This is a genomic window from Formosa sp. A9 (assembly GCF_051200825.1).
Lineage (GTDB): Bacteria > Bacteroidota > Bacteroidia > Flavobacteriales > Flavobacteriaceae > Formosa.
Window position 1 is genome coordinate 1,341,153 of the sequence record NZ_CP195158.1, and the last position, 23,939, is coordinate 1,365,091.

24 protein-coding genes are annotated in these 23,939 nt (G+C 35.6%); 7 read left to right on the plus strand and 17 right to left on the minus strand.

Features of this window, described 5'->3' with window-relative positions; all coding sequences use genetic code 11:
- The first annotated feature begins 31 nt into the window (after window positions 1–31).
- The 4 genes from ACR9EA_RS05895 to ACR9EA_RS05910 all read left to right on the plus strand — a co-directional run bounded on the left by ACR9EA_RS05895 (window position 32) and on the right by ACR9EA_RS05910 (window position 7,330).
- Window positions 32–688 (plus strand): response regulator, encoded by a 657-nt coding sequence (locus tag ACR9EA_RS05895; protein WP_435138682.1) that lies wholly within the window; start codon window positions 32–34, stop codon window positions 686–688.
- A 178-nt stretch (window positions 689–866) separates the two neighbouring features.
- Complete coding sequence (locus tag ACR9EA_RS05900) at window positions 867–2,282, plus strand: MFS transporter (protein ID WP_435138684.1); 1,416 nt, start codon at window positions 867–869, stop codon at window positions 2,280–2,282.
- Between the two features lie 81 nt (window positions 2,283–2,363).
- A complete protein-coding gene (locus tag ACR9EA_RS05905) occupies window positions 2,364–5,885 on the plus strand; it encodes a molybdopterin-dependent oxidoreductase (protein ID WP_435139826.1) in 3,522 nt (1,173 codons plus the stop codon).
- Complete coding sequence (locus ACR9EA_RS05910; RefSeq protein WP_435138686.1) at window positions 5,885–7,330, plus strand: rubredoxin; 1,446 nt, start codon at window positions 5,885–5,887, stop codon at window positions 7,328–7,330. The genes ACR9EA_RS05905 and ACR9EA_RS05910 overlap by 1 nt, the downstream gene beginning before the upstream one ends.
- On the opposite strand, the gene moaA is transcribed toward ACR9EA_RS05910, so the two are convergent.
- The 10 genes from moaA to ACR9EA_RS05960 all read right to left on the minus strand — a co-directional run bounded on the left by moaA (window position 7,327) and on the right by ACR9EA_RS05960 (window position 14,209).
- Complete coding sequence (moaA, locus tag ACR9EA_RS05915) at window positions 7,327–8,334, minus strand: GTP 3',8-cyclase MoaA (protein ID WP_435138688.1); 1,008 nt, start codon at window positions 8,332–8,334, stop codon at window positions 7,327–7,329. The two genes, ACR9EA_RS05910 and moaA, sit on opposite strands and share 4 nt — an antisense overlap.
- Window positions 8,334–9,239, minus strand: a complete 906-nt coding sequence (gene moaCB / locus ACR9EA_RS05920; RefSeq protein ID WP_435138690.1) for a bifunctional molybdenum cofactor biosynthesis protein MoaC/MoaB — start codon at window positions 9,237–9,239, stop codon at window positions 8,334–8,336. Before moaCB ends, moaA begins: the two co-directional genes overlap by 1 nt.
- Window position 9,240: 1 nt before the next feature.
- The gene (locus ACR9EA_RS05925) at window positions 9,241–9,678 is read right to left on the minus strand and encodes a molybdenum cofactor biosynthesis protein MoaE (RefSeq protein WP_435138692.1); all 438 of its coding nucleotides are present in this window, start codon (window positions 9,676–9,678) and stop codon (window positions 9,241–9,243) included.
- Window positions 9,679–9,742: 64 nt separating this feature from the next.
- A complete protein-coding gene (locus ACR9EA_RS05930; RefSeq protein ID WP_435138694.1) occupies window positions 9,743–9,979 on the minus strand; it encodes a MoaD/ThiS family protein in 237 nt (78 codons plus the stop codon).
- A 2-nt stretch (window positions 9,980–9,981) separates the two neighbouring features.
- On the minus strand, window positions 9,982–10,566 hold the full coding sequence (locus ACR9EA_RS05935) for a precorrin-2 dehydrogenase/sirohydrochlorin ferrochelatase family protein (RefSeq protein ID WP_435138696.1): 585 nt from the start codon (window positions 10,564–10,566) through the stop codon (window positions 9,982–9,984).
- A 1-nt stretch (window position 10,567) separates the two neighbouring features.
- Complete coding sequence (cobA, locus tag ACR9EA_RS05940) at window positions 10,568–11,377, minus strand: uroporphyrinogen-III C-methyltransferase (protein ID WP_435138698.1); 810 nt, start codon at window positions 11,375–11,377, stop codon at window positions 10,568–10,570.
- The gene (locus ACR9EA_RS05945; protein WP_435138700.1) at window positions 11,374–11,958 is read right to left on the minus strand and encodes a molybdenum cofactor guanylyltransferase; all 585 of its coding nucleotides are present in this window, start codon (window positions 11,956–11,958) and stop codon (window positions 11,374–11,376) included. The genes cobA and ACR9EA_RS05945 overlap by 4 nt, the downstream gene beginning before the upstream one ends.
- A complete protein-coding gene (locus ACR9EA_RS05950; protein ID WP_435138702.1) occupies window positions 11,958–12,704 on the minus strand; it encodes a sulfite exporter TauE/SafE family protein in 747 nt (248 codons plus the stop codon). Before ACR9EA_RS05950 ends, ACR9EA_RS05945 begins: the two co-directional genes overlap by 1 nt.
- Window positions 12,691–13,029: a winged helix-turn-helix domain-containing protein gene (locus ACR9EA_RS05955; protein ID WP_435138704.1), complete on the minus strand. Its 339-nt coding sequence runs from the start codon at window positions 13,027–13,029 to the stop codon at window positions 12,691–12,693. Before ACR9EA_RS05955 ends, ACR9EA_RS05950 begins: the two co-directional genes overlap by 14 nt.
- Entirely contained in the window at window positions 13,019–14,209 is a 1,191-nt protein-coding gene (locus ACR9EA_RS05960) for a molybdopterin molybdotransferase MoeA (RefSeq protein WP_435138706.1), read from the minus strand. Before ACR9EA_RS05960 ends, ACR9EA_RS05955 begins: the two co-directional genes overlap by 11 nt.
- Window positions 14,210–14,428: 219 nt before the next feature.
- Between ACR9EA_RS05960 and ACR9EA_RS05965 the strand changes: the two genes are divergently transcribed.
- Both ACR9EA_RS05965 and ACR9EA_RS05970 read left to right on the plus strand, forming a co-directional pair.
- Entirely contained in the window at window positions 14,429–15,643 is a 1,215-nt protein-coding gene (locus ACR9EA_RS05965; protein WP_435138708.1) for a metallophosphoesterase, read from the plus strand.
- Between the two features lie 89 nt (window positions 15,644–15,732).
- Window positions 15,733–16,134: a hypothetical protein gene (locus ACR9EA_RS05970; protein WP_435138710.1), complete on the plus strand. Its 402-nt coding sequence runs from the start codon at window positions 15,733–15,735 to the stop codon at window positions 16,132–16,134.
- Window positions 16,135–16,280: 146 nt separating this feature from the next.
- Here ACR9EA_RS05970 and ACR9EA_RS05975 read toward each other — a convergent pair whose 3' ends face one another.
- From ACR9EA_RS05975 to ACR9EA_RS06000, 6 genes are all read right to left on the minus strand, one after another.
- Entirely contained in the window at window positions 16,281–17,300 is a 1,020-nt protein-coding gene (locus ACR9EA_RS05975) for a helix-turn-helix domain-containing protein (protein ID WP_435138712.1), read from the minus strand.
- 62 nt (window positions 17,301–17,362) lie between these two features.
- The gene (locus tag ACR9EA_RS05980; RefSeq protein ID WP_435138714.1) at window positions 17,363–17,500 is read right to left on the minus strand and encodes a hypothetical protein; all 138 of its coding nucleotides are present in this window, start codon (window positions 17,498–17,500) and stop codon (window positions 17,363–17,365) included.
- 399 nt (window positions 17,501–17,899) lie between these two features.
- Window positions 17,900–18,346: a response regulator gene (locus ACR9EA_RS05985; RefSeq protein WP_435138716.1), complete on the minus strand. Its 447-nt coding sequence runs from the start codon at window positions 18,344–18,346 to the stop codon at window positions 17,900–17,902.
- A 131-nt stretch (window positions 18,347–18,477) separates the two neighbouring features.
- Window positions 18,478–21,309, minus strand: a complete 2,832-nt coding sequence (locus ACR9EA_RS05990; RefSeq protein WP_435138718.1) for a PAS domain S-box protein — start codon at window positions 21,307–21,309, stop codon at window positions 18,478–18,480.
- A gap of 178 nt (window positions 21,310–21,487) precedes the next feature.
- A complete protein-coding gene (locus ACR9EA_RS05995; RefSeq protein ID WP_435138720.1) occupies window positions 21,488–21,787 on the minus strand; it encodes an HPF/RaiA family ribosome-associated protein in 300 nt (99 codons plus the stop codon).
- Window positions 21,788–21,792: 5 nt separating this feature from the next.
- The gene (locus tag ACR9EA_RS06000) at window positions 21,793–22,197 is read right to left on the minus strand and encodes a VOC family protein (protein ID WP_435138722.1); all 405 of its coding nucleotides are present in this window, start codon (window positions 22,195–22,197) and stop codon (window positions 21,793–21,795) included.
- Window positions 22,198–22,379: 182 nt separating this feature from the next.
- On the opposite strand from ACR9EA_RS06000, the gene ACR9EA_RS06005 reads away from it, so the two are divergent.
- Window positions 22,380–23,288 (plus strand): YihY/virulence factor BrkB family protein, encoded by a 909-nt coding sequence (locus ACR9EA_RS06005; protein ID WP_435138724.1) that lies wholly within the window; start codon window positions 22,380–22,382, stop codon window positions 23,286–23,288.
- A gap of 57 nt (window positions 23,289–23,345) precedes the next feature.
- Here the strand turns inward: ACR9EA_RS06005 and ACR9EA_RS06010 are convergent, their stop codons facing one another.
- Complete coding sequence (locus ACR9EA_RS06010) at window positions 23,346–23,936, minus strand: porin family protein (protein WP_435139829.1); 591 nt, start codon at window positions 23,934–23,936, stop codon at window positions 23,346–23,348.
- Window positions 23,937–23,939: the final 3 nt, after the last annotated feature.

A 23,939-nucleotide genomic window follows, 5' to 3' on the forward strand; every position in this document is an offset into this window, starting at 1 on the left:
TACGTAAAATAAATTAGGTAGTTATTGTATTATGATAAACGTAGTTTTAGCAGACGACCATGTTTTGGTAAGAGACGGTATTAAATCGTTGTTAGAAGATCAAGAAGGAATTCATGTTATAAGTGAAGCTTCTAACGGAGTAGAAGCTCTGGAAATGATAAAATCCTGTGTGGCCGATGTGCTTATTGTAGATATTAGAATGCCAGAAATGAATGGTATAGAGGTGGTAAGAGCATTAAAAAAACAAAACAATAGCATTAAAACCCTGGTACTCTCTATGCATGATTCCGAAGAGTATGTTTTAAATGCGATTAGTGCTGGAGCAGACGGCTACTTGTTAAAGGGATCGAGTAAAGAAGAATTTTTAAAGGCTTTACAAATGATTCATTCAGGTGGCAAGTATTTTTCTGGCGATGTATCTTCTATAATAGTAAATAATTTAAAACACAATCCTGTGGTTGAAACCAATGAAGGACAAGAAAAGTTAGAAGATAAATTTAAACTAACAAAACGCGAAAAACAGATTTTAGCTTTGGTTTTAGAAGGAAAAAGTAATAAGGAAATAGCCGAAGATCTGGAAGTTAGTAAGCGAACAGCAGAAGTGCACCGTTTCAACTTAATGAAAAAACTAGATGTGAAGAATTTGATAGAACTAACCAAAATAGCTTCAAAATATCAATTTGCCTAAATGGTATAAATTTATATCTGTTTACTTTTTAGGTTTTTAACTTCTCTTTTTTGAAAGATTAGCAATTTAAATCTATTTTTTTGTCAGGTACATAATAATTGAAAAAATACGTAAAAATATACGTATAAATTAAGTATTAATACTTAATTTTATATCGTTAACGTAAAACTCAACGATTATGATTACTGCAAAAGCTACTAAATTAGATCTTTTAAATTTTAAAAGTCTACCTACACGTACATTTTGGATTACAGCAATAGCTTTTTTTCTTTGTTTTTTTTCCTGGTTTGGTATCGTACCATTTATGCCAGATGTAGTAAAGGATTTAGGGTTAACACCTTCTCAAAAATGGAATTCAATTATACTAGCCGTTTCAGGAACTGTATTTGCCAGATTATTAATAGGTAAGTTATGCGATAAATACGGGCCGCGTTTATGTTATACCTGGTTATTAGTAATAGGAGCAATACCTGTAATTTTACTAGGCTTTGTACAGACACCGTTACAATTTATGGTGTGTCGGTTTTTTATTGGTTTTATAGGAGCTTCGTTTGTGATTACACAATATCATACCTCTATTATGTTTGCGCCTAATATAGTAGGTACAGCCAACGCGACGTCTGCGGGTTGGGGTAATTTAGGAGGAGGCGCCAACAGATTGGGTATGCCTTTAATTGCAGCTGCGGTAGTAGCTTTTGGTGTCGCAGAGTCGGAAGCTTGGCGTTATGCTATGGTAATAGCAGGTGTTGTGTGTTTTTTAATGGGGTTAGTCTATTACAACTTTACACAAGATACTTTAGATGGTAATTTTAAGGAGTTAAAGGCTGCAGGTAAATTACCGAAAACTAAAAAAGATGAGGTTGGCTTTTTGGAGGCTGTTAAAGATTACCGAGTATGGATTTTATTTTTTGTATACGCAGCTTGTTTCGGAATCGAATTAACAGTTTACGGCACAATGGATGATTATTTACAGAATACATTCAAATTGGAGCGTGTTACGGCGGGGAATATAGTATTGTCTTTTGCGCTTATGAACATTTTTGCTAGAACTCTAGGCGGATTCTGTGGCGATAAATTCGGAAAATTAAAAGGTTTAAGAGGTCGTGTTTTATTCTTATCGGTAATACTAGCGGTAGAGGGTATTATGCTGTCTATATTTTCTACAGCAACAGGACTGGTTTTTGGTATTGTGTTTTTAATTTTATTCAGTTTATCGGTTCAAATGGCAGAAGGTGCAACATTCTCTGTAGTTCCTTTTGTTAATAAAAAGGCCATAGGTTCTATATCAGGAATCGTTGGTGCAGGAGGTAACGTTGGTGCTTTTTTAGCAGCTTTACTTTTAAAATCCAAATCGGCAGTTGCCGAAAAAGCAGCTATTGTAGCCACCGAAGGATTGGGGCAAGAAGCTATAAAAGCCGCGCAGTCCGCAGCATCATCAGCTGCAGTTTCTAGCGGCTATTTAATAATTGGCTTTTTTGTGTTAATTATGGCTGTTGGTACTTTGGCTATTAAATTTAAAACTGCTGAAGATAAAGTTAAAGCGCCAGAGTACGATAGAGAAATAGATGCGCAATTGGCAAGTCAATCTGCTTAATCTATATATGTAAAGTTTGTATGTATTTGTATAAATTACATACATTTATAAGAAACGAAAAAATGTGTTTAAATACATATGATGCCTCAAAAAGAAATTAAAACAACATGTTCGTACTGCGGTGTAGGCTGTGGTATTATCGTGAAAAAAGACGAAAGCAACAAGGTTTATGTAGAAGGCGATACAGACCATCCCGTAAACCGAGGCATGTTATGCTCTAAGGGCATGAATTTACATTACGTTGCCAACGATGTTTCCGATAGGCTATTATATCCTAATATGCGGTGGAGTAAATCGCATCCGTTAGAGCGTGTGTCTTGGGATACCGCGTTAGAACGGGCAGCGAAAGTATTTAAATCTATCATACAAAAACACGGGCCCGACAGTGTCGGTTTTTATGTGTCTGGACAATGTTTAACCGAAGAGTATTACATTGCTAACAAATTAACCAAAGGGTTTTTGGGTACCAATAATATCGATACCAATTCGAGGTTATGTATGAGCTCGGCAGTTGTAGGCTATAAAAAGACTTTTGGAGAAGATTCTGTGCCTATTGCTTACGACGATATAGAACTAGCCGATTGTTTTTTAATTGCAGGTGCAAATCCAGCTTGGTGTCATCCTATCCTGTTTAGACGAATAGAGCAGCACAAAGAAAAACACCCAAATGTTAAGATATTGGTGGTAGATCCACGAAAAACAGATTCTGCAAATTTTGCCGATTTACATCTTCAAATCTTACCAGGAACAGATGTAGTGCTCTACAACGCTATTGGTAGACGTTTAATAGATCGCGGATTAATCGATAAACCTTTCATCAAATCCAATACAGAGAATTACGAAAAATATAAAAAACAGGTGCAGTCTACGTCTTTAAAAGAGGCTGCTAAAATCTGTGGTATCACGATAGACGATATTAAAAAGGCAGCACAAATTATTGGGCAATCCAAAGCTTTTATTAGCATGTGGGCAATGGGTTTAAACCAGAGTGCTATAGGGGTTAATAAAAATTATGCCTTATTAAATTTATCGCTAATTACCGGGCAAGTAGGCAAGCCAGGCTCGGGGCCGTTTTCTTTAACTGGTCAACCTAATGCTATGGGTGGTCGCGAAGTTGGAGGTATGGCAAATTTGCTAGCAGTCCACAAAGATTTGTTTAATGAAACTCACAGACAAGAGGTTGCCGATTTTTGGAAAGTTGATAAAATATCGGATAAAGCAGGGTACACTGCCACCGAAATGTTTGATGCTCTAGAATCTGGAAAGATGAAAGCCGTTTGGATTGTTTGTACCAACCCGATGGTAAGTATGCCTAATGCCAATCGGGTGGAGCAGGCTCTTAAAAATGCAAAGTTTGTGGTAGTACAAGATATTTCTAATCGATCGGATACTTTAGAGCATGCCGATTTGGTATTGCCAGCAGCAGCTTGGTTAGAAAAGGAAGGTACCATGACCAATTCGGAGCGTCGCATATCGTATTTACCAAAAGCGATAGAAGCACCTGGTGAAGCTAGAGCCGATGTCGATATTTTGTGTGATTTCGCTCAAAAAATGGGATTTGAAGGTTTCAATTATAATTCTATTTCCGAAATTTATCAGGAGTATTCAGAAATGACCAAAGGCACAAATGTAGATGTGTCGTCGTTAAATTACGACAGGTTAAAAACCGAAGGCACTTTTCAATGGCCAGTAACAGAAAATAATAAGGCAGGGACAGCACGGTTGTTTCAAGATAAAAAGTTTTATACACCGTCGCAAAAGGCCGTATTTAATATCCCGAGTTTCATTAAAAATGTGTCGGACGAACCTAACGCCGACTATCCCTTAATATTAACTACGGGGCGGGTGCGAGATCAATGGCACACCATGACGAAAACAGGAAAAGTATCGCGGTTAAAAACGCATTATGCATCGCCTGTTTTAGAAATAAGTCCGGTAGATGCCTTTATACATAAAATAAAAGATGGAGACGTTGCAGAAGTCACCAGTGCCAATGGTATTGTACGTGTACGAGCCAAGGTAACCGATAGCGTTAAAAACGGAGTGGTATTTTTACCTATGCATTGGGGAAAACAATTGCAAAGCGACTTAAACCGAGCTAATAATTTAACACACACTATTGTAGATCCAGTGTCTAAAGAGCCAGATTTTAAATATACTCGGGTTTCGGTTGCGAAATACAAAAAAGAAAAAGAAAAAATTATTGTAGTTGGTGCTGGTGCGGCAGCTTTCCGTTTTATTCAAAATTATAGAGAACACAGCGAGACAGACGAAATTGTGGTTTTTTCTAAAGAAAACAATCCGTTTTACAATCGGGTGTTGCTTCCTGAGTATGTTACCGAAGAATTAACTTGGGAACAGCTTCTAAAAATTAAAGAAAAAGAATTGGCTAAATTAAAAATCAGTTTATTGGCCGATACTTATATAGTTGAAATAGATCGGGAAAACCGATTGGCAACTGATAACCATGGTAATGCACACTATTACGATAAATTAATTTTAGCCACGGGCAGTCGGGCTTTTGTTCCCAACGATGTTCAATTAGATTTACCAGGACGGTTTACACTACGATCTAAGCAAGATGCCGATCGATTTAAATCGTATTTGGATGGGACCAATCTTAAAGCCCAAGACCAGCATGTTACTATAGTAGGTGGAGGGCTTTTAGGATTGGAATTGGCTGCAGCTTTAAAACATAGAAATGTAAATACAACCATTATTCAGCGTGCTTCAAATTTAATGGAGCGTCAGTTAGATAGCATTTCAAGTAAATTGTTGGCGAGACATGTGCAGGAATTGGGCATTCAAATTTATTTTTCTAACGAAGTAAGCACAGTGTTCGATGCCGATGAAAAGCACACGCTAAGCATTACTTTAAAAAGTGGAAAAACCTTTAAATCTAACGCTATTGTTTATGCCATTGGTACACGACCAAATATAGAAATTGCTAAATCTAGTGGTATAGTTTGCGGCCGAGGTATTAAGGTTAACCATCATTTACAGTCTTCAGACCCTAATGTGTTTGCTATTGGCGAGATAGCAGAGTTTAATAATAACCTTTTAGGGATTACTTCTGCAGCCGAAGAACAAGCCGCCATTTTAGCAAACTTTTTAGCAGGAGATATTAGTAGTGTGTATAAAGGTTCTGTTGCGATGAATATTTTAAAGTTCAGCGATTTAGATTTATGTAGTTTAGGAAATATTACTGTTCCTGATAACGATGCTAGCTACGAAGAAATTATTTTTATGGACATGACTAAGCGATACTATAAAAAGTGTATCGTAAAAGACGATTTGTTGGTAGGAGCGGTTTTAATGGGCGATAAAAATGAGTTTGCAGAATTTAAAACACTCATCGAAAGTAAGGTGGAATTGTCCGATAAACGCGATAAACTGCTGCGTGGAGCGTCTAACGATAAGCCTGTAATTGGTAAACTTGTGTGTTCTTGTAGCCAAGTAGGCGAGGGTAATATTAATGAAGCCATTACTAACGGATGTACAAATTTTACCGAATTGTGTAACCAAACGGGTGCAGGATTGGGTTGTGGAAGTTGTAAAACCGAAGTACGGGAAATATTGAATAATCATAAAGTTTTAGCCTGATGCAAAAATTGTCGAGATTAATAATTAAAGGCGGTGTTTTATCTCCAGGAGAGTTAAAATCTATTTGTTTAACTGCCGAAAGTTTGGGCTTAGATGCTATTTCTTTTGGATCGCGACAAGATATTTTGTTTCCAGAAGCAGTGCATTCCGAAGCCTTAGAGAAACTGGAAGATGTACAAATTATCCCGTTGCATGAAGAGGGCTCAGAAAATATTGTTTCTTCCTATGTTAGTGCAGGTATTTTTTCGAATACATCTTGGTTAACAGGCGAAAAGTATTTGTATGTTTTAGAACAGTTTAGAGCCGATACCCGCCTAAAAATTAATATTACCGATCCTAAACAACGCTTGGTGCCATTGTTTACGGGACATCTTAATTTTATTGCATCGGAGCATGAAGATTATTGGTATTTGTATGTGCGATTACCAGAGTGGGAACAAACCGAAATGTACCCGGCTTTAATTTACAGTTGGGACATGGCCAAAATAGAAGCCACTATAGAAAACTTGCTGCAAGAAGAGCCCGAAACGGTAGAAATGATTTTTAATTTGGTTAACGATACCATCGATGCCAATAACAGAACAATAGACGAGCCGTTGCAAGTACCGTTTTATCCTTTTCCGTATTACGAAGGAATGAATCGTATTGGAAACGATAAATATTGGTTGGGCCTGTATTGGCGAAATAATAAATACGATTTAAAATTTTTAAAAGCCATGTGCGATTTATGCTCCGATTGTAAAATCGGTAAAATATCAATCACACCATGGAAATCGTTTATTATTAAAGATATTCCTAATGAAACCAAATTGGTATGGGAAAAATTTTTAGGTAAGTTTGGTATTAACGTCCGTCATTCTATGTTAGAACTTAATTGGCATTTGCCAGTAGGAGATGAGGAAGCCTTGAAGCTAAAAAAATATTTAGTAACTAATTTCGACCAGAATGATATTAGTACCTACGGACTTACTTTTGCGGTAACCAATTATACTCGAAAAGCCTATTATTTTACATCTATTGTGGTTGAAAAAAATACGCAGCCTAAAGGAATCTCCGATTTTAAAATACGAGACACATATAATTTGTTGTATGCTAAAAATTTCGATCCAAACACAAGGGAGTACATTACCCATGTACAAGATGTAGATCAGGTAGAATTACCTGGATTGCTTATGGAATTGAGTCAGTTGTATTTTGAACAATTAGGTAACGAAACCGATGGAGATACCTTATTAAAAGAAGAAGACGAAGTTGTGCAATACGAAGTGTTTCAGTGCCAAGATTGTTTAACCGTTTACAATGAAGCTTACGGCGATACTACACAAAATATAGCGCCACATGTGGCTTTCGAGGATTTGCCGGAAAGCTACTGTTGTTCGCTTTGCGATGCACCTAAATCTAATTTTGTGAAGCGTAGTTTTACAAAGCACATAAACCAAGATTAACCACCAATAGTAATCATGCTGCGATTGTTGGTATGAAATTCTGGTTTGTTTAGTGTTTCAAAATCCTTCATGCCAGCTCGCACAGCATGTTTTTTCTTAATTAAATTTCCTATTAACGGTTCTATATTTTTACCAGCTCTGTAGGGTTGTAATAAAGCTGTTTCTGTATTCGAAAATAGGCAGTTTTTAATGTTGCCATTTGCGGTTAACCTAATGCGATTACAACTATCGCAAAACGGATTACTAACCGAACTAATAATGCCAAAATTACCTTTAAACCCTTGTATTTGATAATTTCTAGCTGTAAAATTCTTCTCGTTTTTAAGTGGAATAGTGTTTTGGTAACCAAAATATGTTTCGACTTTTTGTAATATTTCGGCTTGGGTTACCAATTTATCTTTATTCCAATTATTACCATCAAACGGCATAAATTCTATAAAACGAACACTAATGTTTAGGTGCTTGGTGAAGTTGATGAAATCTATTATTTCATCATCGTTAAAATCCTTCAGTAAAACCACATTTAATTTTACACGAAAGCCTTCTTCAAGTAAACGAATAATATTGTTGTAAGCTTTTTTAAACTGATTTCTTCTGGTGATGTATGTAAATTTATCTGCATTCAAACTATCTAAACTTACATTAATATCGTTTAAGCCATAAGTTTTGAAATCATTAATAAAGCGATCGACTAAAACTGCGTTTGTAGTAATTGACAACGTGGTGTTTAACGTAGATAGTTGTTTTAAAATGGAAGAGAAATCTTTTCTAACTAAAGGCTCGCCACCGGTTAATCGTATTTTTGTAACGCCATGCTTTACAAAGATTGAAGCTATTTCAAAAATTTCATCAGTCGTCATTAATTCCGATTTTGGACTTAAAGGCACCCCATTTTCGGGCATACAATAAGTGCAACGCAGATTACATTTTTCGGTTAATGAAATGCGTAAATACGAATGTGTTCGTCCAAAACTATCGGTTAATATGTTGTTGTTTGTAGTCATTAATGCTGTTGTCCTCGTAAAATTTTAAAAATATGAAGCACGTGCGGAAAAACGGCATCCATAGATTCTTTAGCGCCATTAGTAGAGCCTGGTAAGGCCAAGATTAAGCAGTTGCCAATAGTACCGGCAACGCTACGCGAAAGCATGGCATATGGCATTCTATCTTGACCGTAACTTCTAATGGCTTCTTCAATTCCTGGAATGCGTCGTTCTAAAATAGGTTCTAGAGCTTCTGGCGTTACATCGCGAAACGAGAGTCCTGTGCCTCCTGTAAAAATGACTAAATTATTGGTTTCGCTTAATGTAATTGCTCTTTCGCGGATGCTGTCAATTTCATCGGGAATGATGCTGTATTGGTTTATTTTAACAGCATTGGCTTCTAATTTTTCGATAATCGCTTTGCCTGCAAAATCTTCTTTTTTGCCAGCAGAAATAGAATCAGAACACACCACTACACTGGCGTTAAGGTTAGAAATCCCTTTGGTTTTAAAACTGCTTTTTCCGCCATGTTTTTCTATTAATTTTATCGTGCCAATCTCTATGTTCTTGTCTATAGGTTTTAACATGTCGTACATGGTTAAAGCCACAACCGAAGCGCCGTGCATGGCTTCGACTTCAACACCTGTTTTGTAAATGGTTTTCACGTTAAAAATAATAGTGATGGTTAAATCGTCTATACGATATTCAACCGAAGTAAACTCAATAGGTAAGGGGTGGCAATCTGGGATAACGGTATGCGTGTTTTTTACGGCAAAAAGCCCAGCGGTTTTAGCCATCTCGAACACGTTACCTTTAGGAACGCTATTGTTTTTAAGCGCTAAAATAGTTTCTGGTTTACTAACGTTTACCGTTGCTGTTGCTGTTGCCTTGCGTAAGGTTTTTATTTTGTGGGTAATGTCTACCATGTTAGTTTGTGTTTGTTTTCCATTGGTGCGAGCTGTCTTCAAAAATCTCTTTACCAAAAATCGGAACTTTCTTTTTAATAATGTTTACCAAATATTCTGTAGCGGCATAGAGCTCTTTACTGTGCTTTGCCGAAACGAATACAAAAAAACAAATGTCTCCTGCTTGTACCTTACCTAAACTGTGGTAAATGTGCATGCATGTTAAATCGAAGGTTTTAAAAGCTTTTTCCCTAATGGCTGCAATCTGCTCTAAGGCCATGTCTTCGTAAGCTGTAAATTCTATAGCCGCTACATTTTTGTGGTCTATTTCGTCTGCGCGTACCTGTCCTAAAAAAATATTATGTCCGCCAATGGTATGCTTGCTTTGGTGTTTAGCAATGGCATTGGCAATAAATTCTGGACTAATGGCTCCTTCAATAAATACACTTTGTTTTTTCATAGGTTTTGATTTTTAACTGATTAATATTTTCTAACTAGCGCTTCCTTTTTAACAGAAACTATATTTAACCTCCAGCGAAAGGTGGTAAAAAAGCAATTTCGTCGTGAAGCTGAAGCGCTTGGTCTTCGGATTCTTGTACTAATTTTTGATTAACGGCTACGTGAAACGGCAACGTGTTCATGTTGTGTTTTTCGGTAATATCTTTAATCAATTCTTTTAATGTTAGCGATTTTAAATCTAATTGTTCTTGTTTGCATTGGGCTTGTTCTGCAAGCATGCCAAAATATTTTATGGTAATCATAGCTATTTTGTTTTTTTTACTAAATCCTCGGTAATTTTATTAAGGGCATCTACTTTATCTTGAAAATCACCTTTTATTGTGGCTCTATACTGATTTAAGTTACTTACAAAATCGGTAATGTTGTCTGGGATTACATCTTCCAAAAATTGTCGTAAACGCTTGGCTGTTGTTGGCGATTTACCGTTGGTAGAAATGGCCATTTTTACATGCCCTTTAGTTACGATACCTCCTAAGTAAAAGTCGCATTGGTCTGGTGTATCGGCAATATTTACTAAGAGATGTTTGGCCTTGGCGTCTTGATTTATTTGTAAATTAACATCTAAATTATCTGTACAGCCTATTACAAAGTGACGTTGCTCTAAATCGGTTTTTTCGTAGGCTTTTTGGGTTAAGGTAACGTTTGGGTGCTGCGAAGCTAAGGTTTTTAACTCATCTAGAAATTCTAAAGCAATGACTTCAACGCGTGCATTAGGGCTCGATTTTAAAAGAAAACTTAATTTTTCTAAACCTACATTTCCTCCGCCAACTATTAAAACGTCCAGTTGGTTCACTTTTAGAAAAACAGGGTATAATTCGTTGCGTTCCATATTAAGAAATTATAGGTTCTATGTCTAAGTTCTGATAAATAAAATCGTCTTCCATAAACTGTTCGTTAAAATAGGTAAGCAAGCTTTTGTGCCCGTGTACCACATCGCCAATAATAATGATTGCAGGCGATGATAATTTTTTGGCTTCAACCATGGCTTCAATAGTTTCTATAGTGCCAATAGCTTGTTGCGCTTCTTTCTTGGTACCGTTTTGAATGATGCCTACAGGCATGGTGTGTCGGTTATTGTCTTTGTAGATTGAAACAATTTCCGAAAGCTTCGACATGCCCATTAAAATAACTACTGTTGCTGTAGATTGTGCAGCAAGCTTGATGTCGTTCGATAGGGTGCGTGCCGATGTAGTTCCTGTAATTACCCAAAAACTCTCCGACATGGTGCGTTGCGTAACCGGAATACCTACCGAAGCAGGCACTGCAATAGCAGAGGTAATACCTGGAATAATAGCAGTTTTAATACCAAAACCTTCTAAATAATCGGTTTCTTCTTTGCCTCGACCAAACACAAAGGGATCACCTCCTTTTAATCGCACGACTTTTCCATATTTTTGGGCGTACTCAACGAGCAGGTCGTTAATTTGATCTTGGGTATGGCTGTGGTTGCCCTTACGTTTGCCAATATAAAGTTTTACGGCATTGGGTGCGTGTTCTAAAATTTCTTCGTTTACCAATGCATCGTACAATACGGCTTTGGCCTTTTTTAAAGCTTTAACCGCTTTTAAAGTGAGCAAATCAGGATCTCCAGGACCAGCGCCAACAAGCGTAACTTTAGGTTGTATTTTGGTGTTTTTCATGATTTACTGTGTATTAAAGTTTGTAATTCGTCTTTTGTGTTTATGTTGTTTAAGGCTTCGTAATCTTTCGAAGCAACTTCAATTCTGTGATAGGTTGAAGATTGAATAAGTGTCATTAATTTTAATTGATTGTCGCGTATGGCGGCTTCAAATTTAGGTAAATTGTTAATGGTGTAAAGTCCAATTAGGGGATAATCTCTAGTGTTATCGGACACAAAACTAATGTGTGTGTTTATCACTTTAGAATTGATGAGATAGCGTTTTAAAATATCGGTTTTAATTAAAGGAATATCACAACTCAAAATCAGGTTTTGATGCGTAGAAGTGTGCGATAAGGCTGTATGAATACCACCCACAGGTCCTTTGTTTTTATGGATATCCGATACTAGCGGATAATTGTATTTGCTGTAATCGGTATTGTCTGTTATTAAATAAATACTATTTGTTATCGGTTTTACAGCATCAATAATCCATTCTATAAATGGCTTCTCGTTAAACACAACAAGACCCTTTTCTGTTTGCATGCGCGAACTTTTTCCGCCACATAGAATATACGCCGATATGTGTTTTTGAGTTTGCATTAGAATATAAATAATTTAAACGATGCTAATAATAATACCACAGATAAAATGTAGGTCAGTTTGACATTCGAAAACTTTTCGCTACCAAAAAGTGCACCTGCGGTTCCGCCAATAAGTGCAAAAGGCACTAAATAAAAAGCTTCTGTTGGAAAATCGTGTTGGTTGATTAAGAAACCTATCATTCCCGAGATGGAATTAACAAAAATGAATAGCGCCGAAACAGCAGCCGATTCTTTGGTGTTTCCCCAGCCTAACAATAAAATTATCGGACTCAAAATGATGCCGCCACCAATACCTATCATTCCCGAAAATAAACCAATGCCACAACCCACACACAATGCTAAAGGGATGTTCACATCTTTTTTTACAGATTTTTCTTTTCCAAAAACGCCTAAAATCCGCAAGACGGCTATTAATAGAAATACGCCTAGAATTTGTTTGTATAATGTTGGATTAATAGATAAGTAACCGCCAATAAATGCGGCAGGAATAGACGCGAGAGCAAAGGGGTAAAACAGTTTCCAACTAAAATATTTATTCTTTCTAAAATACCAAAACGAAATGCCGCTTACAAAAATGTTAAGTAACAAGGCTGTTGGTTTTATAATAAACAACGGAAATGAAAACAAGGCCATTAAAGCCAAGTACCCACTAGCGCCACCATGACCAACCGAGGCATATAAAAACGAAATGCCTATAAGAATGAGTGCAAAAACTATAAATAAATTGCCGCTAATAAATTCCATGGGTTTCGGGTTTAAATTCTTTATTTAAAAAGGTTTCGCATTTGTTGTTAAGCGCATCAAAGGTTTTAATAAGCGCCTTTCCGTATGCAGTTAGAGTAGTGCTACCACCAGATTTTCCGCCAATATACTTAACAAGTAGTGGTTGTTCCGCTAGCAATTCCATATCGTTTAACAAGTTCCATGCTTTTTTATAAGACATGTTTAAGCGTTTGGCAGCCGCAGAAATTGAATGTTCTTCATCGACCATTTTTAAGAGTTGAATTTTTCCAAATCCAATAAATGGTTTGCCGTCTTTTTCTATCCAGATTCTACTTTTAATTTCCATAATCATGTAATATTAAACATTGTACAGCATCACCTTTGTTTACAGTCTCGACCGCTTCTGGTACAATTGCTAAAGCATTACTAGTAGCGAAGCTGTGTAGCATAGAAGACTGTTGCCCTTGTAAAAAATCAACTTTATTATTACTAACTAAAGCTTTTAAAAACAGGGTTTTTCCTGTTGTGTTCTTTAGTGTAGAGCTGCTCTTAACTTTTGTGCTTTTAAGTAATTGGGCAGTTCCTCCCGAACATTTGTTTAGCAAGGGCAACACATACACATAAAAACAGGTTAGGGCAGAAGCCGGATTTCCTGGTAAGGCAAAAACAAATTGTTCCTTTTTCTGCCCAAACCAAAGGGGTTTTCCTGGTTTTTGATTGATTTTATAAAAGAGTTCTTTAACTTTTAAATGGCTTAGTGCTTGTTTCACAAAATCGTAATCTCCCACCGAAATACCCCCGGAAATAAGCAGTACGTCTGCGAATTTCAGTCCTTTTTTAATATGCTTTTTAGTAGTTTTTAAATTGTCTTTAGCTCGAAAAATTTTTACTTTTTTAAAACCAAAACGCTTTAATGCCATTTTTAGCATAATGGCATTGCTTTCGTAAATTTCGCCATCTTCTAAAACCGTTCCTGCGGCTTGTAATTCGTTTCCGGTTACTAAAATTGAAATCTTAGGCTTTTGGTACACGGTTATTTTCCTGATGCCTAATCCTGTTAAAAAACCAATGGCAGCTTCGGTTATAATTAGACCTTGTTTTAAAACAACTTCTCCCTTAGTAACTTGTTCGCCAATAGGTCTTACATTGGCTCCTTTTTTGGGGTGTTGCATTATTTTGGCTTCGGCATTTAGCACCTCTACATGTTCTTGCATAACTACAGTATCGGCTGTATCTGGTACTTTTGCTCCTGTAAAAATGCGTGCAGCTTCGTTAGCTTTTAAAACAATGTGTTTCGAGTCACCTGCTTTCGATTCATCAATAACGGTATAAACCTGACTGGCATCATCGCTCCAGCGTATGGCGTAGCCATCCATTGCCGATTGCCTAAACGGCGGCATATTTATGGGGGCCGTAATATCTTCAGCTAAAACAAATCCCAAGGTTTTTTCTATACGCATAGATTTGACACTTGTTTTTGTGTTAGCAGCATCGATAATTTGTAAGGCTTCTGTTACTGAAATCATGTTTTTAGCGTTATGTCTTATCGAATATAGCGAATTAAATCCAGTTAAAACAATCTTCTACGTATTTTTACGTAGTTAATAATTTAAAGATGATTTATTGATAAAATTGCAATTAGACTTCGTGTTATTTGTTAACCTTTTGTTCGCGTTAGTATTACATGTAATTGCGTTATGTAGAAAAGGTATTAAGCTGTAACTTTATGGTATTAAATTGGAAGTATGAAAATTTATCCATTATCATCAATTATTATGCTTTGTGGCGCTATTCTAATAGTTGATGTTTTGGCTTTTTATTGGTTGAAGTCGGTTTTGCAGACGGTACCCTCGGTAGGATTTAGGCAGTTTATAAATGGTGCTTTTATATTTTTTTCGATAGCCTTGGTCACAGCTATTTTAATTTTAAAAGTACGTTTAGATCATATAGATATTCGCAGAAAACAGGTATTAATTTCCCGATTGTATGGTTTAACAGTATCGTCTTTTATCCCCAAAATTATATTTGTGGTATTTATTACGATTTTTAGTGTTACCAACAGCGTATTTACCACAGAAAAGTCTGTTTATGTGGTTCCTGTTTTAGGGGTTTTGGCTGGGGTAATTCCGTTTATAGCCATTTTGTATGCTGTCTTTAAGGCCGTGTATCATTTTAAAGTGTACCGCGTAACGGTGCATCATAAAGATTTGCCCGAGGTGTTCGATGAAGTAAAACTTGTGCATATTTCCGATTTGCATTTAGGAAGTTTAAATTACAGGTATAAGGTATTGGATAGAGCCTTTAAAATGATTAACGATTTACAACCAGACATTTTGTGTTTTACAGGTGATTTGGTAAACAATTTTGCTTGGGAATTGAAAGGGTGGCAGGATAGTTTTTTGAAGTTAAATCCTGATATAAAAAAATATGCCGTTCTCGGTAATCATGATTATGGCGATTATAGTTTGTGGAAAACAACCCAGGAAAAACAAGATAATTTAAACGCGATAAAACAATTTTATACCAATGTTAATTTTCAATTATTATTGAATTCATCGGCATTGATTCAAAAAGAAGATGCCCACATAGCAATAGTTGGTGTCGAGAATTGGGGACTTCCGCCATTTAAACAATATGGGGATTTAAATGAAGCCTTAAACGGTATTGATGAAAGCACGTATAAAATTTTGTTATCTCACGACCCATCGCATTGGAGCGAAGAAATAGTAAAACAAACCAATATTGCTTTAACACTGTCTGGCCATACACACGGCATGCAGGCAGGTATTAGAATTCGTAATAAATCGTGGAGCCCTATAAAATATAAATACAAACATTGGGCAGGTTTGTATAAGCAGGCCAATCAATATTTATATGTTACCCGTGGTTTAGGTTGGTTGGGATTTCCAGGACGTTTGGGTATGCGGCCAGAAATTACAGTAATTCGCTTAAAGCGATAATAGCATTAGATAAATGTTTCTGAAATTACCTAGTGGCACTTTTGTAGCTTTTTTTATTAATTTTATAACACATAAATAATATGGACATTATGGGAGTTTTAGCAGAAGATCATAAACAATTAACCTTACTGTATAGTTCGGAAACTACTGTAGGAAAGCAAACTTTAGCTTACGCCGAAGCATCTGATAAAAATGTTTTAACTATAGATGTTTCTAAAACTAAAGTTACAGGAACGCAATGGGTTGAAATTGCCGAGCGTTTAGGAACAACAGTATCACATTTAGTAAATACTACACATCCGGATTTTGTAAAATTATACGGGTCGGAAGCTGTTAATTTAAGTACAGACGATTGGGTTAAGGTGCTTCAAAAACAGCCAGAAGTATTAAAAGGTTGTGTCGTTTTAAACGGATTGGAGTGTTTAATCGTTGAAAATCCTTCAGATATTGTAAAATATTTAGGTGTAGAAGGCGAAGATATTAAGGAGTAAAAAAGTAACTGTAGAATTAATTCTTATTGAAAAAAAGCTGTTAAAAGTGAATAAAATCAACTTTCTAACAGCTTTTTTTGTCTAGTTAAATATTCAAAAAAAAAGTACAAACCAGTTAAAATGTGGTTTGTACTTTCTAATATATGTTATGCTGTGGCAGCTAACGTATTTTGACTGTCTTGGTATTGTTTAGGACTACAGTTGTATTTTTCTTTAAAAATTTTAGAGAAATAACTTCTGCTGGTAAGTCCAACCGTATACACAATTTCTGAAATGTTTAAATCGGTTGTTTTAATTAATTCTTCGGCTTTTTCTACGCGAACATTTCTAATGTAATCGGTAACTGTTCTGTCGTGCATTAACTTGAACCCTTCTTGTAATTTAGAAGGCGATAAGGCCGATTTCGTGCTTAAGTATTTTAACGTGTATTGTTTTTCTGGATAATTTTTAATGAATAGAGATACCTCCTTAATGGTTTCCATGTCTTGTAAAGACAACGATCCGAATTGGTTACTGGCATGCTCTAAATCGTCTTTATGCTGTTGAATTTCTAAAGCTAAAATGGCTTGCACACAACTTTCTATAAGCAAACGTCTTACCACACCTTCTTGGCGAATTTGTTCTAATTGATCTATTTTTTCGGCAATCTTAAGGTTGTACGAGCCTAGATAAACATAGTTTTCGTTACCGCTATTGCTTGTAAAGGTGTCGTTTAATTTACTGTTTAACTCGTTTTTTAACGACAGACTATCTGTGTTAACCACAATAGTCGAGAATTTTAACTGCTCGTCTTGTTGAAAGTGATATACATTTGTTGCGGCTTGTTCGCTACGTAAAATAGCTGTTTGAAAGGCTTCAAGTGTATTTAATGTACCGTTTACCTTAAAGCTGTGTTGTACATTACCTTCCGAACAATATGTGAAATAGATAGGAGCCGATTTTAAAAAGGTATTAACCAAAGTAACATGGTCTTTAAATGTTATGTTAAACGCCAAATACGAAATGCTTTTTTGCACCGTAATACCACAAATAGTACCTGTAGCTAAATCGTTATCTACATTTAAAATATATTCGTTATCAAGTTTATTAATAGTTCCTCCAATGTGTTCTTGAAGGTCTTTAATCATTTTAATTGCTGTTGTCGATTTTATTTTTATAGTTTTCATGAGGTCGTTTTTAAGGTTAAATACTTATGAATAATACACTTTAAGTCTGTTGGTTTTAAGACTTATTTTGTTTCTAGATCGCTAACAATTCTTGGTTGATTGTCGATTCTGCTAATGATATTGTTTAAATTAATTGATTTAAAAAAGGACTTCTTTCGTACTTGTCCTACACGTGCATTCTGATCTGAAGTGGGTTTCATATAGTTATTTTTATTTAATGGTTTTTTGATATTCCAAAATTCGAAAAATAGAACACGTTTTGTCTTACACAATTTTTAAATAGTGTTATATAATTTTTCGATTTCTAATAAATCAGCGTGTTTACGCCCTTGTTTTATTAAAATTATGTTAACGAAACAGCGGGGTGTTAAGATTCTTTTAAGAAGTGATGGGGTAGAAAAAAACAAAGAGAGGCTGTTTAAAAATTAACTTTTCGTCAATCTGAATTTATTTCAGATTCTCATAATTATTTATTTTCAATATGATAAGATTCTGTGTCAGGAACAGAATGACGTATTTTAATTTTTAAACAGCCTCTTTTTCTAAATTATTTTAAGAGGGAGTTTATGCGCTTTAAGCAGATGAAAGTTGTAACGCAGTTACAGACGCATAATAAAATTATCTTTATTAAGATTAGATGTGTTGTACTGCCAATTAATTTGAAGCACTTTTTCTATTACCGATTTTAGTTTCGAAAAATCGGTAGGTTTATTGATGTAAATGTTAGCACCGTTTACAAACGTATCGTGGATGTCGGATTCTGATGATGAGGTAGAATATATGGCTACCGATAAGTCGCTTAAATGATTGCAACTTCTAATTTCCTGTAAACATTCTAAGCCGTTTTTAACAGGCATGTTTAAATCTAAAAATACCACTTGCGGTAAACTGATGTTAGGAGCGTTCAGGAAATCCATAAACTTTTGGCCATTTTCGAACAAAAATAATTTTGTTTGAATTTCTATTTGTTCAATGGCTTCTTTAAATAGAAAACGATCGTCTTCGTCGTCGTCTACCAGGGCAATATTCAAGGCTTTTAGACTCATAAATGTGTGTAAATTTCTAATTTCAAGACTCTAGTCTTCAAAAGAAATTTTTTAATGACATTAATATTTCGTTTTGAGTAGAAAATAGCAAGTAAACTTACGACTTTTTTACTTCTGTTTGCGAAAAATAATTAATTAAAAACACTTTTGTCTGTAGGAATATAAATGTTAAAGGTTGCACCTTCGTTTTCTTGCCCATCTGCAACAATATATCCTTCGTGGTTTTCTACTATTTTTTTTACGATTGCCAGGCCAATTCCAGTACCTTCGTAAGCCGTTCGGGTGTGCAAACGTTCAAACACTTCGAAAATTTGTTCGCCATATTTCGGATCGAACCCAATACCATTATCGCTTACAACTATATGGCAATATTCGGCCTGAGGTTTAAGTTGTTTCCTATTAAATGTAGCGCCAGAATCTATTACACTCTTTATTTTTATAACTGGAGGCACATCTTGTTTTGCAAATTTTATGGAGTTGCTTATTAAATTATTAAAAAGCTGGATGAATTGAAACGGAATGATATGCGCCGTGCATAAATTATCTACTTCTAAAGTCACGTTGTTGTCTTGAAGTAATTCCTTTAAGTCGATTTTCACTTCGTTTATAATGTCGTTTAAATCGGTTTTCTCGAAACTGCGTACCGAGGTGTTGGTTCTGGAATAGGTAAGCAAATCTTTAATTAGCGTTTGCATACGTTCTGCTGCATTGAGCATGCGATTAAAATATTGTGTGCCAGTAACAGAAAGATTGTCTTTTTCGAGATCTAAAATACGCGACGAAAAAATCTGAATTTTACGCAAAGGTTCTTGTAAATCGTGACTGGAAATATAAGCGAACGATTGTAATTCTTCATTCATGCGTTGTAGTTCTTCAACAGAATTTTCTAGTTTTATATTGGTTTCTTCCAGCAATTTGGTGCGCTCGTGTACTTGGCGTTCTAGCTCTTGTAAGAACATTTTTTGATCCTGAATATCGGTACTTGTACCTACCCAGCGCTGTATATTCCCTTTGTCGTCGCGTTGTGGTATGGCGCGGCTTAATTGCCATCTATAAGTGCCATCGTAACGTTTGAAGCGATGTTCAAATAAATAATCTTGACCTGTATTTATAGCTTGTTGCCAAAGTTTCGTGTTTTCGGCTCTGTCGTCGGGGTGTACAATATCTAACCAATGTTCAGGGTTTAGAGTCTCTTTAGTTAGCCCAGTATAGTCGTAAACGGTCTGGTTGTAGTAGTTTAATGTGCCGTCTGGTGTAGCAGTCCAAATTTTTTGTGGCATAGAATCGGCAAGTAACCTAAATTTCGCTTCGCTTTCTATTAAACGTTGTTGGTTGTTTCTTTCTGTGGTAATATCGCGAAGCGTGCCAATTATTTTATCAGGTTGCCCGTTGTCGTCGTATAATATTTTACCTTGTTTTCTTATCCATAGGTGTTTTCCCGTTGCACCGTAGGCTTTAACTTCGGAAAAATAGGAACCAGTTTTTAGACCGGCTTCAAAGGCAGGAAGTAAAATGTTTTTTAGGTCTTTGCGGTTAACATGCTTACGAATGGTTTCGTGGGTAAGTTTTGTGTTTTCTGAATACCCAAATATTAGGGGTAATTTTTTACTATGAGATATTTCCGATGATTTTAAATCGAGTTCCCATGTGGCTATTTGCGCTGCTTCGGTGGCTATTCTTAAGCGGGTCTCGGCTTGCTCTATTTTTTGTCTTGACAATATGTTTTCGGTAACATTTATGGCGGTAACTAAGATGCCTGTTACGTTTTTTTGACTATTTAATATGGGAGAATAATCAAAATCGAAATAAAGTTTTCTGCTACCTTCTTCATTTTCAATAATGGCAACCGATTCTTTTTCGCTGTAGGCGATACCTGTTTTAAAAACTTTATCTAATAATTGTGGGTATTTTTGTGATTTTAATTCCGGAAAGGCTTTAGTTAAAGGTTTATTTATTAGTTCTGCTTCACTTTTTTTCCAGATGTCATTAATCATTGTTTTATTAGCCATGGTAATTACATGGTTCTCACCATGAAAAACGGCTATCGGAATAGGGCTTTGTAAAATAAATTTCTTGAACTTATTTTCACTTTCTAATAATTGTTTTTTGGTTATTACAGATTCTGAAACTTCTGTTGCAGCTATAATACAACCCGTAATATCACCGTTTTCGTTTTTTAAAGGTTCGGCTAAAATGTTATAGTATAAGGGGGCGTTTTTAGACTGAATACTGTTTGTTATGGTAATTTCTGGCGCCTGAAAACTTTCTCCAGATGTTAATACTTGTTTTATAGCCGATTTTAAGTCAATGCTGCAATTGGGTAAAGCAATGTCTACATGTTCACCTATATAATTGTCGCTTTTATGTGGCAGTATGTTTTTGAATTTACTGTTTATAACATCTATAATTAGTTGTGACGAAACTATTAATACGCCTAACGGTGCTTGGCGAATGGTATTATTAAAGCGCTTTGTTAAATGCTCGGCATGCGTTTGGGCCTGTAGCATTTCTGTTTGGTCTATGGCTGTAACCATAATACCATCAATTTGATTTGCAGATTGAAATAGCGGTTGTGTTGTGAATGAAAAATATGCCGTTTTTTGTTCTGGACGTTGTACAGCTTGTAAATTTAAACACTCTGTATTTTGTGTTTGATAAGTTGCTGTAATGCACGTTTGAAGTTGATGGTCTAGATTCGTATTGTTAATAGGTTTTCCTAAGTTATAAAAATCAGGATCATTAATAAGTCCTTGTGTTATGCATGCTTCGTTATACAAAACAATCAACGCTTTGCCCCAGCATAATAACATAGGGGTTGGTGATTGTAAAATGAGATTTAAAGAAAATATAAGGTTGGGCGGCCAGTGTTTTAATTCGCCTAAGGGTGTGTTTTTCCAGTGTTTTGAAAGATACAGGTTTTGAAAATCTGTGGTGGCAACTAGTGCATTTGTAGGTGCTGGCATAGTAAAAAGCGTAACGCATACGATTATAACACGGTTTAAAAAAAGAGATTTATAAGAAGGAAGTTCAATTAGTTATAAAACTATTATTTAAAAAACTAATCGCTTTTAACTTTTAAGATTTATAAAAAGGTACTTGTTTTTAGACCGTGTTTATTATTGATATTTTTGTATAAATGTACTAAAAGGTTCGCATTTGGGCTTTGCGTTTTTCTAATTGTGTTTCGATATTGTTAGCCGATTTTGTAATGGCTTGTTCTATAGACGCTTCGTTAGTTGCTGCAAAAAGCCTTGGTCCCGGTGCACTAATTCGTATTTCGCAGATATTTTCTAGTTCGTCCGATCTGTTTTCAACTTTAAAAAACACATCGGCGCCTGTAATAAAAGGATATTTAATGCTTAAAGGATTTAAATGTTCTTCTATTAAATATTCAAAATAATTATTTCGTGTAATATTAACGTATTCATATCGTATATCCATTATTGTTAAAGTTTACAGTTAATCATCCAGTTTGTACCATATTTATCTCTAAGTCTGGCGTACAGGGCATTCCAATTCGTTTCGGAAAGTTTGTGTTGAATTTGACCGTCTTTACTGAGCTTGTCGTAAAGAGCTTTAGTAGTTTCTTCTTGGTCTAAATCTACACTTAAATGAATGTTGTTGCCTTGTGTTAATGGCGTATCTGGGGCGGCATCGTAAGCCATAATGTGTATGCCTTTGCCAACAAGCTCGGCATGTTGTAGTTTATCGCGATAGTTTTCAGGAATGTCTGCTTTGGCATTCTTATAAGTTTGTTTGTTTTTAATTTCGGCATTAAAACAATCTGCATAAAAATTTAGGGCTTCTAAACAGTTACCAGAAAATGCAAGATATGCTTGTGTCTTCATCATAGTTTAATTTTAAATTGTATACATCAAATTTATGGCTTAATCAAAACTATTATTAACCGAAACCGTTTTTTGGCGTGCTTTATTCGATTATAATGATATTTGTTTTGAGTTATTGATTTTTGCATTCTGGCACTGTTTGCTAGAGTTAAAATGTTAATTTAAGCTTTAAAATTTATGTTAATATGAAAGATACTGCACTTAAAAAATTACCAATTAAAGCGTTACCTAAATTGCTAAAACAAACTTTTATGCGCTGGTTAGATAGCGACCCTTGGCGGTTAAGTGCTATAATTGCGTATTATACAGTGTTGTCTTTGCCAGCACTTTTAGTAATTATTATAAATAGTATAGGTGCCCTTTGGGGCGAAGATATTGTACAGGGAAAATTAACTCAAGAATTTTCGGCAGTTTTGGGCGTTAATGCGGCAGAGTCTATTAAAACCATGATTACAGAAACACAACAAGCCGATAAAAATTTAATTTCTACAATTATTGGTGTGGCCACTTTGTTGTTTGGTTCTACTGGAGTGTTTTATCATTTGCAATTGTCGTTAAACGAAATTTGGGGCTTACAGGCCAACCCCACAAATTCTATTAATATTTGGGGCATGATTAAAAGTAGGGCTAGGGGTTTTGCTTTTATATTGGTAATAGGTTTTTTACTATTAATAAGTTTGGTGGTATCTACAGGTATTTCTTTATTAAATGGTTATATAAAATCGATGTTTCCAGATGTTGTGTTGTATGCGGCTTATGTGTTCGATTTTATTTTATCTCTGGCTATTGTAGCTACTTTATTTGCCTTGATGTTTAAATATTTACCCGATGCAATTATTAAATGGCGTAGTGTTTGGGTAGGCGGTTTTTTAACAGCTTTATTATTTGTTTTAGGGCAATCGTTACTTGGCTTTTATTTTGGAACGTCTAATCCAGGATCTACTTACGGTGCTGCGGGTACTGTGGTGCTTATTTTATTATGGGTGTCGTATTCGTGTTTAATATTGTTTTTTGGAGCACAGTTTACTTGGGTGTACTCTAATTATTTAGGAATAGGAGTAGCGCCCAACAGTCATGCTGTTAAAGCAGAATAAAAAAGCGATTGCCCTTATTGGACAATCGCTCGTGCTAAGATTTATGTGTTACAGGTGTTAGAACATGTAGCCTATATTTACAGAAAATACAGAGTTATGAATATCTACATCTTTTATGATGTCGGAAAACCCATAGGTATAACGTCCCTGAATAAAGAAGTTGTTTTGGAATTTGTATTCTAATCCGGTGGCTATTTGCATGTCGAAATCTTCAATAGCATCGGTATCGAAATCGCCGCCGTCGCTATTTGGGTCAAAATCGATTTCTTCGTTTACTTTAAATCCGAATTGCGGTCCAACCTGAATGTTTAAGCCTTCAATAACATACACTTTTAACAGTACAGGCACTTGAATATAATCGAGTTGAAACTCGGCGTCGCGTTGGTCGGGTTCATCTGTAATATCGAATCCTTGCCCAGAATAGAATACTTCAGGTTGTAATGAAATTCTATCGGCTATTGGGGCTTCGAGCACCAAACCAGCATTAAAACTGGTTCTGTGGTCTGGGTCGTCAAAATAATCACCTGTTACAGTGGCAAAATTTACACCACCTTTAATTCCGAATTGTAGGTCTTGAGACCAATTTTGTGCCATGGCTACAGTCGATGCCATACAGGCAAATGCTATTAATACTAACTGTTTTTTCATCAT

What these genes read in the sequence shown, in the direction of transcription:
- ACR9EA_RS05895 (WP_435138682.1), top strand. Translation starts at nt 32, where the DNA reads ATGATAAACGTAGTTTTAGCAGACGACCATGTTTTGGTAAGAGACGGT.
- ACR9EA_RS05900 (WP_435138684.1), top strand. Translation starts at nt 867, where the DNA reads ATGATTACTGCAAAAGCTACTAAATTAGATCTTTTAAATTTTAAAAGT.
- ACR9EA_RS05905 (WP_435139826.1), top strand. Translation starts at nt 2,364, where the DNA reads ATGCCTCAAAAAGAAATTAAAACAACATGTTCGTACTGCGGTGTAGGC.
- ACR9EA_RS05910 (WP_435138686.1), top strand. Translation starts at nt 5,885, where the DNA reads ATGCAAAAATTGTCGAGATTAATAATTAAAGGCGGTGTTTTATCTCCA.
- moaA (WP_435138688.1), bottom strand. Translation starts at nt 8,334, where the DNA reads ATGACTACAAACAACAACATATTAACCGATAGTTTTGGACGAACACAT.
- moaCB (WP_435138690.1), bottom strand. Translation starts at nt 9,239, where the DNA reads ATGGTAGACATTACCCACAAAATAAAAACCTTACGCAAGGCAACAGCA.
- ACR9EA_RS05925 (WP_435138692.1), bottom strand. Translation starts at nt 9,678, where the DNA reads ATGAAAAAACAAAGTGTATTTATTGAAGGAGCCATTAGTCCAGAATTT.
- ACR9EA_RS05930 (WP_435138694.1), bottom strand. Translation starts at nt 9,979, where the DNA reads ATGATTACCATAAAATATTTTGGCATGCTTGCAGAACAAGCCCAATGC.
- ACR9EA_RS05935 (WP_435138696.1), bottom strand. Translation starts at nt 10,566, where the DNA reads ATGGAACGCAACGAATTATACCCTGTTTTTCTAAAAGTGAACCAACTG.
- cobA (WP_435138698.1), bottom strand. Translation starts at nt 11,377, where the DNA reads ATGAAAAACACCAAAATACAACCTAAAGTTACGCTTGTTGGCGCTGGT.
- ACR9EA_RS05945 (WP_435138700.1), bottom strand. Translation starts at nt 11,958, where the DNA reads ATGCAAACTCAAAAACACATATCGGCGTATATTCTATGTGGCGGAAAA.
- ACR9EA_RS05950 (WP_435138702.1), bottom strand. Translation starts at nt 12,704, where the DNA reads ATGGAATTTATTAGCGGCAATTTATTTATAGTTTTTGCACTCATTCTT.
- ACR9EA_RS05955 (WP_435138704.1), bottom strand. Translation starts at nt 13,029, where the DNA reads ATGGAAATTAAAAGTAGAATCTGGATAGAAAAAGACGGCAAACCATTT.
- ACR9EA_RS05960 (WP_435138706.1), bottom strand. Translation starts at nt 14,209, where the DNA reads ATGATTTCAGTAACAGAAGCCTTACAAATTATCGATGCTGCTAACACA.
- ACR9EA_RS05965 (WP_435138708.1), top strand. Translation starts at nt 14,429, where the DNA reads ATGAAAATTTATCCATTATCATCAATTATTATGCTTTGTGGCGCTATT.
- ACR9EA_RS05970 (WP_435138710.1), top strand. Translation starts at nt 15,733, where the DNA reads ATGGGAGTTTTAGCAGAAGATCATAAACAATTAACCTTACTGTATAGT.
- ACR9EA_RS05975 (WP_435138712.1), bottom strand. Translation starts at nt 17,300, where the DNA reads ATGAAAACTATAAAAATAAAATCGACAACAGCAATTAAAATGATTAAA.
- ACR9EA_RS05980 (WP_435138714.1), bottom strand. Translation starts at nt 17,500, where the DNA reads ATGAAACCCACTTCAGATCAGAATGCACGTGTAGGACAAGTACGAAAG.
- ACR9EA_RS05985 (WP_435138716.1), bottom strand. Translation starts at nt 18,346, where the DNA reads ATGAGTCTAAAAGCCTTGAATATTGCCCTGGTAGACGACGACGAAGAC.
- ACR9EA_RS05990 (WP_435138718.1), bottom strand. Translation starts at nt 21,309, where the DNA reads ATGCCAGCACCTACAAATGCACTAGTTGCCACCACAGATTTTCAAAAC.
- ACR9EA_RS05995 (WP_435138720.1), bottom strand. Translation starts at nt 21,787, where the DNA reads ATGGATATACGATATGAATACGTTAATATTACACGAAATAATTATTTT.
- ACR9EA_RS06000 (WP_435138722.1), bottom strand. Translation starts at nt 22,197, where the DNA reads ATGATGAAGACACAAGCATATCTTGCATTTTCTGGTAACTGTTTAGAA.
- ACR9EA_RS06005 (WP_435138724.1), top strand. Translation starts at nt 22,380, where the DNA reads ATGAAAGATACTGCACTTAAAAAATTACCAATTAAAGCGTTACCTAAA.
- ACR9EA_RS06010 (WP_435139829.1), bottom strand. Translation starts at nt 23,936, where the DNA reads ATGAAAAAACAGTTAGTATTAATAGCATTTGCCTGTATGGCATCGACT.